The organism is Nitrospira sp. (assembly GCA_029194665.1).
In the GTDB taxonomy this organism is placed as follows: domain Bacteria; phylum Nitrospirota; class Nitrospiria; order Nitrospirales; family Nitrospiraceae; genus Nitrospira_D.
On record JARFXO010000002.1, the window covers coordinates 746,179 to 761,374 of the forward strand.

The following is a 15,196-nucleotide window of genomic DNA, read 5'->3' on the forward strand; positions in this document are numbered from 1 at the left end:
TGAAAAGAAACGCGCTCCCCTTCTCTCCGCCCTCAGTCCTCAGCACTCGGTCCTCATCGCGAGCATTCGCGAGCTAGTGCACCGCGCTCGCCTTACGCTTCCGTTCTTCCAAGACTCGTTTGTAATCCACCGGCATCACCTTCACAAACTTCGGCAAGGTGGCCTCGAATGCATCGAGCACTTGCTTGGCCTTACGGCTGCCCGTGTACATGAAGTGCTTTGTGATCAGATCATGCAGGAGCCGCTTATCTTCGGCCATCGTGACCGCTTCTAACTCGACCATCCCGGTGTTACAACGGCTCTGGAATGTCCCCACCTGGTCCAGCACGAATGCCACTCCCCCAGACATGCCGGCCGCGAAATTACGGCCGGTCTTGCCAAGCACCACGACCACTCCACCGGTCATGTATTCACAACCGTGATCACCCGTCCCTTCAACGACAGCCTGCGCTCCGCTGTTCCGTACGGCAAACCGCTCACCCGCCATCCCGTAGAAGTAGGCCTCCCCTTGCGTTGCTCCATAGAGTGACGTATTGCCGATCAAAATTGTCTCCTCTGGGTTATAAAGAATGTTCTTCGGCGGGAAGACGATGATCTTGCCGCCGGACAATCCCTTACCGATATAGTCGTTGGACTCACCTTCCAATGTCAGCGTGATGCCTTTCGCAAGGAACGCCCCGAACGACTGACCGGCTGAGCCAGCGAACCTAATCGAAATCGTGTCTTCCGGCAACCCGTCCGGGCCGTACTTCTTCACAATTTTGCTCGAGAGCACCGTGCCAGTCGTGCGGTTGATGTTCTTGATCGGGAGATCGAGGCTGACCTTCTCACCCTTCTCGATCGCAGCCTTGCATAGTTCGACGAGCCTGTTGTCGAGTATGTCGGCGAGACCATGGTCCTGCTTCTGAACACAATAGCGCGGTACATCCGCCGGGACATCAGGAGCCGTCAGCAGCGGCGCGAGATTCAATCCCTTGGCTTTCCAGTGGTCGACGGCTTTGGTGATCTTGAGCTTGTCGACACGGCCGACCATCTCGTTGATCGTCCGGAAACCTAGTTTTGCCATCACCTGCCGTGCTTCTTCGGCCACGAAGAAGAGATAGTTCACGATGTGTTCCGGTTTGCCGTCGAACTTCTTGCGTAATTCCGGATCTTGCGTCGCAATGCCGACGGGACAGGTATTCAGATGACACTTCCGCATCATGATGCAGCCTTCGACGACCAGCGGCGCTGTCGCGAACCCATATTCCTCGGCCCCCAACAAGGTGGCGATGACGACGTCGCGGCCGGTCTTCATCTGGCCATCGGTCTCGACTCGGATGCGGCCGCGCAGGTCGTTGAGAACCAGCGTTTGGTGAGTTTCTGCCAGGCCCAGCTCCCAAGGGATCCCGGCGTACTTGATCGATGCCAATGGAGACGCGCCGGTCCCGCCAGAATCGCCGCTGATGAGCACCTTATCCGCATGGGCCTTGGCGACACCGGCTGCGACCGTGCCGACGCCGACCTCCGCCACCAGTTTCACGGAGACACCGGCGTCCGGATTGGAATTCTTCAAGTCGAAGATGAGCTGGGCTAAGTCCTCGATCGAATAGATGTCGTGATGCGGCGGCGGCGAAATCAGTTGCACGCCCGGGGTGGCATAACGGAAGCGCGCGATGTTCTCGTCCACCTTATGTCCCGGCAGCTGGCCGCCTTCGCCCGGCTTGGCTCCTTGCGCCATCTTGATCTGCAATTCCCGCGCGTTGACGAGATAATGAGCAGTAACTCCGAATCGAGCCGAGGCCACCTGCTTGATGTAGCTGTTCTTCGAATCGCCGTTCGGTAAGGGTGTGAACCGCTCTGGGTCCTCACCGCCTTCGCCCGTGTTGCTCTTGCCGCCGAGCCGGTTCATGGCAATCGCGAGCGTTTCATGCGCTTCTTTACTGATCGACCCGAACGACATCGCGCCCGTGTTGAAGCGCCTGACGATTTCTTTCGCCGGCTCCACTTCTTCGATGGGAATCGGCTGCGGCGCGAACTTAAAATCGAGCAGGCCACGCAGATTCGACCGCCGTTGACTCTCGTCGTTGACGAGTCCAGCGAATTCGGCATAGGTCTTCGCATCGTTCGCGCGACTGGCATGCTGTAGTTTATAGATTGTTTCCGGATTCCAGTTATGGTGCTCGCTCTGAATGCGATAGTGAACCTCTCCGCCGAAATCCAGTTGGCGGATCGCCGCCGGTTCGTAAGCCGTGAGGTGCCGGCGCAGCGTTTCTTCACCAATATCGCGAATCCCGACTCCTTCGACGCGCGACGCCGTGCCGGTGAAGTAGCGCTCGATGACTTCATGATTCAACCCGATGGCCTCGAATATCTGGGCTCCACAGTAGGACTGCACGGTCGAGATACCCATCTTCGAAAAGATCTTGAGCAAGCCCTTGTTGATGGCCTTGATGAATTTGCCTTCCGCGGTCTGCGCGTCGAGCCCTTCCGGCAGATAGCCGTCGCGCTCCATGTCCACGAGCGTTTCGAAGACCAGATATGGATTGATCGTCCCGGCGCCGTAGCCGATCAAACAGGCGAACTGATGGACATCGCGCGGCTCCCCGGTCTCCAGAATCAACCCGACTTCGGTTCTCGTGCATTCCCGCACCAGATGATGGTGCACGGCTGAAATACCCAGGAGGCTTGGAAGGGGCGCCCACGCTTCATCGACCCCGCGATCGCTGAGAATCAAGAACTTGTACCCCTCCTTGATCGCCTGTGACGCCTCCTTGCACAGTTCATCGACCGCCGCACCGAGACCGTCCGCTCCTTCAGTCACGCGGAATAACATGCGGAGCGTCTTGCTCTTGAAATTCGGATCGGAGATGCCGCGGATCTTTTGGAGATCGGCGTTCGTCAGAATCGGCTGTTGCACCTTGATGCGGCGGCAAGATTCGGGCGACTCATCCATCAAATTCGGCTTGGGACCGATGTTCGTGACGAGCGACATCACGAGCTGTTCGCGAATCGGATCGATCGGCGGATTCGTGACCTGGGCGAACAGTTGCTTGAAGTACTTGAACAAGAGCTGCGGTCGATCGGACAGCACCGCCAACGGTGTGTCAGTGCCCATCGACGACACCGGCTCTTCGCCGTTCACGATCATGGGCGTGATAACCATCTTGAGCTCCTCGACCGTATAGCCGAAGGCTTGCTGCCGCTGCCTGATCGTCGGGTGATCCGGCTGCGGAACATTCAACGGCTCCGGCAGCTCATCGAGGGAGACACCGTATTGCGTCACCCAACTGCGATAGGGCTTCCGCTTGGCGATGTCGGACTTGATCTCTTCGTCGTCAATGATCCGGCCCTGCACCGTATCGACCAAAAACATGCGTCCAGGCATGAGCCGGCCCTTCATGCGGATCTCGTTCGCTGGAACCGGTAAGACTCCGGCCTCCGACGCCAAGACGACCGTGCCGTCCGCCATGACCTGATAGCGACAGGGGCGGAGACCGTTGCGATCCAGGGTGGCGCCGATCATCTTGCCGTCGGTAAAACAGACCGCCGCCGGCCCGTCCCACGGCTCCATCATCGCCGCGTGATACTGGTAGAAGCCCCGGCGATCCAAATCCATCTGGGCATTGGCCACCCACGGTTCGGGAATCAACATCATCATGGCATGCGGCAGCGAGCGGCCGCCGAGCAGAAGAAACTCTAGGGCGTTGTCGAGACAGGCCGAGTCGCTTTGATTGTCGGAGACGATCGGGAACAATTTCTCCATGTCCTTCCCGAACAGATCGGAATGAAGGCGGCCTTGGCGAGCCCTCATCCAATTGACATTTCCCTTCAAGGTATTGATCTCTCCGTTGTGGCACACATACCGATAGGGATGGGCCCGCGGCCAAGTCGGAAAGGTATTCGTACTGAAGCGTGAGTGCACCAAGGCCAGTGCGCTTGCCATCCGTTCGTCGGTGAGGTCTTGGTAGTAGGCAGCCATTTGATGCGGCAACAGCAACCCTTTATAGACAATGGTGTTGGCCGACAAGCTGGATACGTAGAAATGTTCTCGTCCTTGAATCGCCGACTCTGCCACGGCCTTCTCAACCCGCCTGCGGATCACATAGAGTCTTCGCTCGAACTGTGCCTCATTCAGCGCGTCGCGCGCGACAAAGATCTGGCGCATGAACGGCTCCGTCGTTCGCGCTACCGAGCCGATCATGTCGCTTTTGACCGGCACATCACGCCAGCCGAGCAGGCGCAGACCCTCTTCCCCAAGGACTTCAGCGAACAACTTCTCGCACAGCCGTCGGGAATCTGCATCGGGCGGCAGAAACAACTGCCCCACCCCGTACTCGCCGACTTCCGGCAATGACACGCCGGCATCCCCTGCGACCCGTTTCAGGAACGTGTGCGGGACCTGCAAAAGAATTCCGGCCCCGTCTCCCGTACAAGGATCACAGCCCTGCGCTCCACGATGGGTCAGATTCTCCAAGACTTGAAGCCCTTTACGGACAATGTCATGGGATTTCTTCCCCTTGATATTGACGACAAAGCCGATCCCACAAGAGTCCTTCTCGTGCTGAGGATCGTAGAGTCCCTGGCGGCTGGGAAACCCAGGAATGTTCATGTGCCTATCTCATTCAAAAGATGAAAGTTCCCTATGGGATAGGAAATTGAACCTGCGAGAAACTTGAGTGGGTTTGCCCCCATAGCACTCAGGGTAACCGTCACCCAATTGTTACGATGGGACCTTACTGGATGGGTCATTCTTCTGTCAAGGTTACGAAAGGCCTAGCCTTTCCTTGACGACCAAGGCGTCTTCTGCCATTGTTGAGTGTCATTTGGTTCATTACTCATCAGGGGGTGGTATGGATAAGCGACCATCGCGTTCAATCGCCGTTGTGGGATTGGGTTACGTAGGCCTCCCAATTGCCGTGGCATTTGGGAAGATTGCTCCTGTCGTGGGGTTTGACATCAACAAGAGAAAAATTGAAGAGTTACGAAAGGGAATCGATCGGACAGGAGAGGTATCACAACATGATCTTGCTTCTGCTCAAATAAGGTATTCATCGGAGCCCTCAGACCTTAAGGCAGCCGACTTCATTATTGTCGCAGTTCCGACTCCCATCAATGAGGCGTTACAGCCTGATCTTACCGCCTTAGAAAAAGCTTCAGAGCTGATCGGGCATCACCTATCTTTGAGTACCATCGTGGTATATGAATCGACTGTTTACCCAGGCGCGACGGAAGAAGTATGTCTGCCGATCTTGGAACGCTCTTCTGGAATGAAAGCGGGCGTAGATTTTAAATTAGGTTACTCACCGGAGCGAATAAATCCCGGGGATAAAGAACATACGCTCGAAAGGATTACCAAGGTCGTGTCGGCGCAGGACCCTGAATCTCTGGACATCATCGCGGACACATATGCGTTAGTTGTGAAAGCGGGTGTTCATCGTGCATCAAGTATCAGGGTAGCAGAGGCAGCGAAGGTCATCGAAAACACTCAACGCGACCTTAATATTGCTCTGATGAACGAGCTTGCTTTGATTTTTCATCGGCTAGGAATAGATACTAAATCTGTCCTTGAAGCCGCAGGAACGAAATGGAATTTTCTCAAGTTCTCTCCTGGCCTTGTCGGTGGCCATTGTATCGGAGTGGACCCTTATTATTTGACGTCAAAGGCGGAATCAGTGGGCTATCATCCACAAGTGATTCTTTCCGGTCGACGCATTAACAACGGCATGGGAAAGTTTGTGGCGGAACACGCCATGAAGCTGCTCAGCCACTTGTCGCGCCCTGCTAATGAACTCAAAGTAGGAGTGCTCGGTTTGACGTTTAAGGAAAACGTGCCGGATCTCCGTAACAGCAGAGTGCCTGACATCATCTCCGAGCTTCGTGAATATGGAATCGAAGTGCTCGTACATGATCCCATCGCAGAAAGTGACGAAGCCGTGGCAGAGTATGGCATTCATCTTATCGAATGGAAAGAGATGACAAATCTTGATGGAGTAATTATTGCCGTTGCGCACAAGAAGTTTTCCGATATGAACGTCGTCGATCTCCTGAAGCCTCTTCGCAATCAGAAGCAAGGCGTCGTCATCGATGTTAAGAGCATCCTTGATCCAAGTCACATTCCTGCGTCGATAAAATACTGGCGGCTGTAACGACATGCTGGATCTCAGATCGTAGACAATCTCGATTGCAGGCAAGTAAGGATATTCCTCGATCCTGGCTTGAAGAGAGCATTCTCTTAACCGTCACCTCCTTTTGAAACAGACGTGGCTGAGCTTGTTTGGACAGAATCTTTCAGTTCATAAGTGGTGCCTGGCGGTGTGAGCCTACGCGGCAGTGGGCCGTGCAGGCCGCTTCTCCCAGTCCCGCAGTGGGCGTGCGTCCATCACGCGCACGATGCGGCCCGACCCGAGGATCTACAGGCGAACAGAGAGGGAACGGCGTCGATACACTGCTGCGGGACGAGGTGTGTCACCAGCCGGAGAGGACCTCCGCCTGAACTCATTTACACACCTCTTGACGGTGACTCCGGCTTCAATTGAAAACACATGTTAAACAGCTACTCGACTCTCGCTGACCGCGTACTCCAACATATAGCTCGGAAGAGAATTTGACGCCACACCATTGAGAACCACGTGAATGGGTCTAGCCGCACGCAGCGATCCAATCGCCTGGGTGACAGCTTGCTTGGACGTCAGGTTCGCTCTCACCACAAGGAGGAGGAGATCGCTATGGCTCTCTAGTACATTCATCGTCGCCACAGGTAGAATTGGAGGAGCATTCAGCAGAATATAATCGAATTCCTCTCGTAATTGAGACAAAACACGATTGAGTTGACCCGCCCTTAATAGGTCGTTGGAATTAGCCACAGATTCGCCAGCTGGCATTATCCAACATGGAACATCCGTGAAGGAACTCATGGCCTGCTGCAACGGAATATCACTTCTTAGGCAATCAATCAGCCCATGGCTTACCGGCGATTCGAGGAAGGCCGTTAGTTCGGGATAGACGAAGTCACAATCCAGCAAGAGTACGCGCCTTCCAAAGTCTCGTGAAAGCGTATAGCCAAGATTGATCACTGTTGTAGTTTTTCCTTCGCCTTTGATGGCACTCGTCACAGCGACAACCATCGGCGCCCCGGTTGCGTTGAGCAACTGCAATCTAGCCGCAGCAACACGATACTGCTCAGCAGCCATGGAACGTGGGAACATCTTCGCAACAAATCTTCTATCAAGCTCGTGCAAATTCGATCGTTCCGCCAATGGCTGTCTGTTCAGCTCAGCTTCCGACCGCGATCTGACGGCGATGCCCAGCGAAGGTCTCGGCAAAGCGGGGGTCTGAAAATACCCTGGGTCGCTGGCCGTACGCCAAAGTAACGAGAAATCCGGAATGGCGGCCAACAACCGAGGACCTGCAAGTAGCAGCTCCACATCTTCTGGGCCGCGGAACTGAGGAGTAAGCCGCTCGCGTACGACCGACAGGCCTGCCCCCAAAACGCATCCGAACAAGAAACCTAATACCAAAACTCTTGGGCTGTTTGGAATGGCTGGATCCTGCGGTAAATAAGGACGGTCCAGTATGCGGTACTTTCCGCCCTTCTGCCGTTTTTCAATATTTTGTTCGACCCGCGTATGCAGACGTTTATCAAGGAGCATCGCGTAATTGTTCTTCATATTATTGTAGTCGCGCTCGAGGACAAGGAGCTCCTGTTCAACTGAAGGCGCTCTATCGAGGCGCTGTTCCAAATCCCGCTTAGTGACGCGCAATTGATCTAACCGCTGCCTGAGCAGAGCTATCTCGGTCCGCTCCTCGGTTTGCTGCTTCAACAGATCTTGGAGGTACGGATCGAGCGGCGTCTTGTCTGGCCGGATCGCATCCCGACCATACAAATTCGTTAACTCCTCCTCCGTTTGCCGAATTTCTTCCTTAGTCAAGATGATCTCGGGATATCCATCCCAAAATTCCGCCCTGAGCTTGACTAGTTTCTCTCGGAGCTCCTTCAGATGCCGAAATAGAGGGTCCGGTTCTACCGAGCGTGTGGCCCCGATGCCAAAACTCTGCTGCCCGGATGTGCGGTACAGCTGAACCGCTTGATGCAGTGTGTCAAGCTTATCGGAGTGACGCTGAAGACTTTCGGAAGTGGCGGTGATCTCTGCTTCTGCTCGATCCAAGGCCCGAAGATTGGTATCTGCTTGCTGAGGAAGATCGCCCAGGTGTGATTTCTTGAACTGGCTGATACTCTCTTCTCTCTTTTCCAGCTCTCGCTTTAACACTCGCAGCTCTTCATCAAGGAATTCTCCTGTACCTTCAACTTCCTTCTCACGGTCCCGGTTGCTCTCCTCAATGAATTTGTCCGCGATTCGTGCTGTCACCTGCATAGCAATGTTCGGATCCTGATGTAAAAAGGAGACCACGAAGCCATCAACTAAGTTCTGTGAGCTTTTGCCTCCAGCCGGATCGATCATCGCTCGCTCAACCTTTGTCATTCTCGCTAACTCACCCCAGCCAGCTAACTCTCCTTGCTTATCAGATTCACTACTGAGTACGCTTAATTCTTTTGCGATGGGACCCAAGAAATCCCGGCTGATAAGTTGCTTCTGGATGAGAAAGAGACGTTTCTCGAAATGTTGATCCGAGTTTTCCCCCTTATTGATAACGTCATCGATTCCTTTCCGCTCTTCCACCACAATCAACGCTTGCGACTGATAGTATTTAGGAGCAACTAGCAGGTACCCCCAGGCCAGCGCCAAAGATAGAGCTATCGCACCTGCGATGACCCATTTATTGCGCGAAGCTATAAGGGCATACTCGCGGACTGTGTCTACCCCTGTTTGTTCTACTGAGACATTTGACTCAGGATATTGCATACATGCCCTCCGACCACCTTGCACTACAGCATAACAGGAATCACAGTTTATGAAGAGGCATTAGCAGAATGGCCGGCCCATCTTCTAACCTTACAGCGAACCAGTCGACACGGTCGAAGACTCGGTATCCGAAACGCATGCGTGGAACATCGGGACTATCTCCTTGAGTCGTTCAAGCAGCACGCTCGTTTCGTCGCGATAACTTGCGGCCTCTAATGCAGATAGCCTTTCTCGAAACTCTTCGAAGTCGAGTTGCCTTATCGTCCGAATCTGTAAGATTTTCTCCAGGGATGATTGCACGGCAATCTCTCCCTCCCCGACTAATTCCTCATAAAGTTTTTCCCCAGGACGGAGACCGACGAATCGAATAGGAATATCCTTACCTGGAATGAGTCCTGACAACCGAATCAGACTCCTGGCGATATCAAGAACTTTGATTTGCTCCCCCATATCTAGAACATAAATGTTACCTTGTTCGCCAATAGTTGCTGCCTGAAGCACCAACTGAACCGCTTCGGGGATAAGCATGAAATATCGTCGGATCTCCTGGTGTGTAACTGTTACGGGCCCACCAGCCCTGATTTGCTCCTGAAAGCGCAGCAACACACTGCCGCTGCTGCCAAGAACATTGCCAAACCGTACTAGAAGGAAACGAGTCCGACTAGTCCTCGCAATATCTTGAATGATGAGTTCAGCCACTCGCTTGGTAGCTCCCATCACGCTCGAAGGGTTGACCGCCTTGTCAGTCGAAATATGGACGAACTGTTCGACTCCGTAGAGACTCGCGGCTTCAGCGGTCACACGCGTGCCGATGCAGTTGTTCTTCACAGCCTCCAGAGGATTCAGCTCAACGAGAGGAACGTGCTTGTGCGCTGCCGCATGGAACAAGATCTGAGGTTTATACTGCTCCAGCACGGCATAGAGCCTCTTGGCGTCAGTGACATCCCCAATCAATGGGACAATAGTCAACGAAAGTCTCCGATCATCTAATTCTTTATGAATAGTGTATAGACTGTTCTCATGACGCTCATAGAGCAATAGCAATTTGGGTTCGAATAAGGTAATTTGCCGAGCCAACTCCGAACCGATCGACCCGCCTGCACCAGTAATCAAGACACACTTACCTCTAACCATCTGTCTCGTAGCTTCATTGTCTAGGTCAATAGGTGCACGTGCCAAAAGATCCGGAATCGAAATATTGCGTATTTGACTGACCGTACTTTGGTCTGCGAGGATTTCCTCTTTGGCAGGCAAAGTCTTGATCGAAACATTATACGGCTCCAATTTGATAACGAGGTCTCGAAGAAACCCAGGAGTGACATTCGGTACCGCAACCACAACTACTTCAGGCTTAAGTCCTTCTACAAGTTTTGGGAGGTCTTGCACTATCCCCAAGACTCGGACTCCATGGATGCGTTGATTAAGAAGCCCGACGTTATCATCGACGAATCCGATCGGCTGACAATTAAATACTGCACGAGTTTTCATTTCCCGAACCACTCGTTCTCCTGAGTCTCCAGCGCCGATGACCAAAACCTTGCGCTTTTTCTGAAATACTGACTTATCACGAAGGACCCTGGAGGACAATCTTATCCCGGCAAGAAACCCGATGAGTAACATAGCGTCTATGGCAACTATAGAACGTGGGTAGCCATAGATCTCCATCCCCCAATGGACCCAACCATAAAATATGACAGTACTTGTCAGGACCCCCCCTATAATGTTTTGAAGATCCCAAATGCTCGTATACCTCCACAAACCTTCGTTCAGGCCAAACAAGGCAAACGCCACGACTCTAATGGCAACCAACGAAAGTACTGTTTGCTCGAAGATGTGGATTTCACCTTCGGGGATGCTGCCATCATATCGCAGGACAAATGCAAAGTAGTTTGCCAGAATTATTAACACTACATCAAGAACGACGATAATTGACTTCCGCCACCTCAGAATAAGGGTCGATAGGCTCGCCCAAGGAGAGGATAGGGGGGAGTCGACGGTTGCTTTTAGTTCAGGAAGCGTGAAGAGCACAACCGGAAGCCTAGAAATATGAACCAACGTTTGCATTATAATCGCGAGATCGAGCCGCAAAGACATATGGCGAATATATAACCTCGCCAACCGAAGCTTTTCGGGAAGAACTTTGAGCTGATACTCTTCTTCAGGATTAGCGGAATAGGCGAGGAGCGCCGCCTCATCAATGTACCTCAACGAGGCCAGATCTGTAATCCCTGGACGAACCGTGAGCACCTCCGAAAACTCAGCACGTAGTCGTTCAACATAGCTTGGAACTTCCGGTCTTGGACCGACAAGGCTCATATCACCCACAAGAACATTTACCAGTTGAGGCAACTCATCGAGCTTGAATTTCCGTAGAAGCCGACCGATTCTCGTTATGCGAGGATCTTGTCCCACCGTGAGAGGCAAGCGGATACCAGGAGCATCCACAACCATGGTTCGAAATTTTAGTATCGAGAAGGGACGAAATCCCTGACCCACGCGAACCTGGCGAAAAATCACCGGGCCATGCGAGCTCAGTTTGATCAAAGCAGAGATGATTGCTAGCAACGGAGCCGTGAGAGCCAACCCTAACGCGGCTAGGCAGACATCAAGCGTGCGTTTCATCACCGTCGGTTCCTCCTGACAAGGTCCCGAACAGTTTCAATGACACGATTGATCTCATCCTCCGTCATCTTGGAGTACAACGGCAATGAAACGATTCGTTGGAACACCATACTCGCAACGGGGAAATCTTCAGGTCGGTAGCCTCCCCTGTCCCGATGATACGGATGTAGGTGGAGAGGGATGAAGTGTACACTGCATCCGACGCCGGCTTGCTGCAGTTGGCTGATGAATTCATCGCGACCGATCCGCAAACGATCCAAATTCAATTGAATGACATACAGATGCCATGCGTGCTGAACATGAGAAGCAGTTGGAGGGCACAGGACCTCAGGAAGATCTTGGAAACCTTCCTGATACAAAGCTGCGTACCGTTCACGCCCTTTCCAAAATCGTTCGCACTTCTTCATTTGCGCCAAACCAAGCGCCGCAGCAATATCGGTCAGGTTGTACTTAAAACCGGGCGAGAGGATTTCGTAGTACCACGAACCTTGCGCAGAGTAGCGATTCCAAGCATCCCGGCTGAGACCGTGCAAACTCATCATCCTCATACGAGCAGCCCACTCGGCGTTATTAGTGGTAACCATACCGCCTTCGCCGGTGGTGATATTCTTGGTCGCGTAGAACGAAAAACAAGTGGCATCAGAGATTCCGCCGATCATTTTGCCGTGGTATCGCGCGGGTAAGGCATGCGCCGCGTCTTCGATCACGCGAAGGCCATGCTCCTTTGCGATCATCTGAATGGGTCGTAGGTCGCACGGATGCCCGGCAAAGTGGACGGGTATGATCGCTCTCGTTTTGTCGGTGATGGCTTGTTGGAGACGATTCGTATTCAGATTCAGTGTGTCTTGCACGCAATCGATCAGAACTGGTCGTGCCTTGAAATATGTGACGACCTCCGCCGTCGCGGCAAAGGTCATCGTCGGAACCAGTACTTCATCCCCTTCACTCACACCGGCCGCTTCAAGGGCAAGATGGAGGGCGGCCGTACAGGAATTAACCGCGACTGCGTGTTCGGCCCCAACCATTGCGGCAAATTCACGCTCAAATTCCCTCACCTTGGGACCCGTTGTCAACCAACCAGAGCGGAGAACCTCCAGCACTTCTGACACCTCTTCCTCCCCAACATCAGACCTATGAAAAGGCAAAAAGTCTTTCATGCACAGATCTCCCCTTTGGCTAACGAACATCTCCCTATCAGGGGTACACTTTCCCATAACTCCGGAAAAGCACAACTCATCTTTGGAGGGGGTTGAGGCTATGGTTGCTGAAAAAATACCTCAGAAATCAAATGGATCTTAATCCTACAACATTCAATAGATCCAAGGCTATTAAAGAATAATTAGAATTTTATAATTGTTTCCAGTAGCGTCCGGTTAATACAGGCCCCATGAGCTGGAGAGCCAAATCTGGAGCGGGATTTGATGCGATGAAAGGTGGTGTCGATTTGAACGGTATGGGCCGGTTCGGGCAGTCTTTTGGGTTTTATGCCGGAGACAGCCGTCATGAACACTGGCAAGACGTTGTTCGCCCAGCTGATGGACTTCCTGCCCTGGACGACCTTCACGCGCCTCGTCAATCGCTACGGGGGCGACCGTTACGTCAAGTCGCTGACCTGTGCCGAACAATTCCGCGTCATGGCCTTTGCGCAACTGACGTACCGTGAGAGTCTGCGCGATATCGAGGTCTGCCTCGCCGCGCAGTCGGCCAAGCTCTACCACATGGGATTCCGGCAGGAGATCAAGCGATCCACGCTGGCCGATGCCAACGAGCTGCGGGACTGGCGGATCTCCGCCGAGTTTGCGCAGCGTCTGATTGCACAGGCTCGAACGCGGGCTTGTAAGATCAACTGTGTAATTGGTTATCATCACGGGGTTATTTTATGAAGGAGGACTGATGACCAAGCCCAACACAAAAACCGATGCTTTACTTGATGATTTATTAAAGGACTGTGAGTCTCCGGAAGCTATTCTGGGGGAACATGGGTTGTTGAAGAAGCCATGGGGCTGGGGCGGCTTCACCACGCAGGACCTGGCGCGCTGCCGGCTCATGGCTCGGATGGTGGCGCTGGTGTACAACTGGTGGACGCTGTTCGTGCGGCTCGCTCAGGAGGGTGTAAGCTTAACTGCGTAACTGGTTATCATGCTTCTTCTATAGAGGAGGGAGGGTTTGATGACCAAGCAAGACACAAAAACGGATGCGTTGCTGGATGACTTAGTGCAAGGCTGTGAGTCTCCGGAAGAGATTCTTGGCGAACATGGATTCCTGAAAGGCCTCACGAAACGGTTGGTGGAACGCGCCCTGGCCGCCGAATTGACCACCCATCTTGGGTATGCGCCTCATGCCCGCCTGCCTTCGAAATCAGAAAATGCTCGGAATGGCAGTAGTCCGAAGACGGTACAGCCCGAGCAAGGCCCGGTCGACGTGGCGGTGCCGCGAGATCGGGCTGGCACGTTTGAACCGACCGTGGTCAAGAAACGGCAGCGGCGGCTTGAGAGGTTTGATGACAAAGTGCTGGCCCTCTATGCCCATGGGCTCACCACGCGGGAAATGCAAGGCCATCTCGAAGAGTTCTATGGGACGGAGGTGTCGCCGACACTTATCTCCACCATTACCGATGCGGTCTTAGAGGATGTGCGCCTCTGGCAGAGTCGTCCACTGGAAACGGTCTATCCGATTCTCTATTTCGATTGTCTCTTTGTGAAATCGCGGCATGACGGAGCCGTCAAAACCAAAGCGGTCTATGTGGCGCTGGGCGTCACCTTAGCTGGGGAAAAAGAACTCTTAGGCCGCTGGGTCAGTGAGACCGAAGGTGCCAAATTCTGGTTAGCGGTCTTTACGGATCTCCAGCACCGAGGGGGCAAAGATTGTTTCGTGGCCTGGGTTGATGGGCTGACGGGTTTACCCGACGCCTTGGAGACGATCTTTCCGCGAACCCAGGTGCAGCTCTGCATTGTGCATAAGGTCCGACAATCCTTGCGGTATGTGGTGTGGCGGGAGCGGCGGGCCGTGGCCCGGGATCTGCGAGCCATTTATGGAGCGCCGACGGTCAGGGAAGCCGAAGCGGCCTTGGAGCGCTTGGCCCTGACGTGGGATGCGCACTATCCAACGATCAGCACCAGTTGGCGGCGGGACTGGACGCGGCTCACGGTCTTCTTTGACTATCCCCCTGCCATTCGCAAAGCCCTGTACACCACGAATGCCATTGAATCACTGAATTATTCGTTGCGGAAAATGTTAAAAAAGCGCGGTGCGTTTCCCACGGATGAAGCGATCCTCAAAGTCCTCTATCTGGGCCTGCAGCGCATCGCCAAGAAATGGACCGCCCCGATTCCGGAGTGGAAACGGGCGCTCAATCCATTTGCCATGATCTTAGGAGACCGCGTGCCCACCAGTAATTAATCACAATCAGTTACACAGAAAACTTGACACGCCCGCGGCTGTGGCGGAGCCTCAAATATGAAAAGGTCTATCTCCACGCCTACGAGACGGTCCGCGATGCTCAGCAGGGGATAGCGCGGTACCTAACCTTCCACAATCAGCTCAGGCCACATCGCGCGCTTGACGGACGCACGCCCGATCGCGTGTGTTGTGACAACCAGCCTGCACGGCCCACCGCCGCGTAGGCTCATATTGCCAGACGCCACTTATGATCCAGCAGAAACTGTCCAACCAAGCAGAGCCACCTCTGTGCGTCTCCAATTCGGTGCTGCGCTACCCTTAACACATCACGT

The 15,196-nt window shown here is 53.7% G+C and carries 7 protein-coding genes and 1 pseudogene; 4 read left to right on the forward strand and 4 right to left on the reverse strand.

What is annotated here, in order from left to right; genetic code table 11:
* Positions 1 to 73: 73 nt before the first annotated feature.
* Positions 74 to 4,591, reverse strand: coding sequence for a glutamate synthase large subunit (gltB, locus tag P0119_09125; protein MDF0666221.1), 4,518 nt, complete (start codon positions 4,589 to 4,591; stop codon positions 74 to 76).
* 241 nt (positions 4,592 to 4,832) lie between these two features.
* Between gltB and P0119_09130 the strand changes: the two genes are divergently transcribed.
* Positions 4,833 to 6,128 carry a nucleotide sugar dehydrogenase gene (locus P0119_09130; GenBank protein ID MDF0666222.1) on the forward strand — a complete coding sequence of 432 codons (1,296 nt, stop codon included), beginning with the start codon at positions 4,833 to 4,835 and terminating at the stop codon, positions 6,126 to 6,128.
* A 399-nt stretch (positions 6,129 to 6,527) separates the two neighbouring features.
* On the opposite strand, the gene P0119_09135 is transcribed toward P0119_09130, so the two are convergent.
* The 3 genes from P0119_09135 to P0119_09145 all read right to left on the reverse strand — a co-directional run bounded on the left by P0119_09135 (position 6,528) and on the right by P0119_09145 (position 12,622).
* Positions 6,528 to 8,843, reverse strand: coding sequence for an AAA family ATPase (locus P0119_09135; GenBank protein ID MDF0666223.1), 2,316 nt, complete (start codon positions 8,841 to 8,843; stop codon positions 6,528 to 6,530).
* Positions 8,844 to 8,933: 90 nt separating this feature from the next.
* Positions 8,934 to 11,465: a polysaccharide biosynthesis protein gene (locus tag P0119_09140; GenBank protein MDF0666224.1), complete on the reverse strand. Its 2,532-nt coding sequence runs from the start codon at positions 11,463 to 11,465 to the stop codon at positions 8,934 to 8,936.
* Positions 11,465 to 12,622 carry a DegT/DnrJ/EryC1/StrS family aminotransferase gene (locus P0119_09145; GenBank protein MDF0666225.1) on the reverse strand — a complete coding sequence of 386 codons (1,158 nt, stop codon included), beginning with the start codon at positions 12,620 to 12,622 and terminating at the stop codon, positions 11,465 to 11,467. The genes P0119_09140 and P0119_09145 overlap by 1 nt, the downstream gene beginning before the upstream one ends.
* Positions 12,623 to 12,967: 345 nt before the next feature.
* On the opposite strand from P0119_09145, the pseudogene P0119_09150 reads away from it, so the two are divergent.
* The 3 genes and pseudogenes from P0119_09150 (at position 12,968) to P0119_09160 (ending at position 14,864) form a co-directional block, all read left to right on the forward strand.
* A pseudogene (locus tag P0119_09150) lies at positions 12,968 to 13,291 on the forward strand (DUF4372 domain-containing protein).
* A 67-nt stretch (positions 13,292 to 13,358) separates the two neighbouring features.
* Positions 13,359 to 13,595 carry a hypothetical protein gene (locus P0119_09155; GenBank protein MDF0666226.1) on the forward strand — a complete coding sequence of 79 codons (237 nt, stop codon included), beginning with the start codon at positions 13,359 to 13,361 and terminating at the stop codon, positions 13,593 to 13,595.
* Between the two features lie 39 nt (positions 13,596 to 13,634).
* Entirely contained in the window at positions 13,635 to 14,864 is a 1,230-nt protein-coding gene (locus tag P0119_09160) for an IS256 family transposase (protein MDF0666227.1), read from the forward strand.
* Positions 14,865 to 15,196 lie beyond the last annotated feature (332 nt).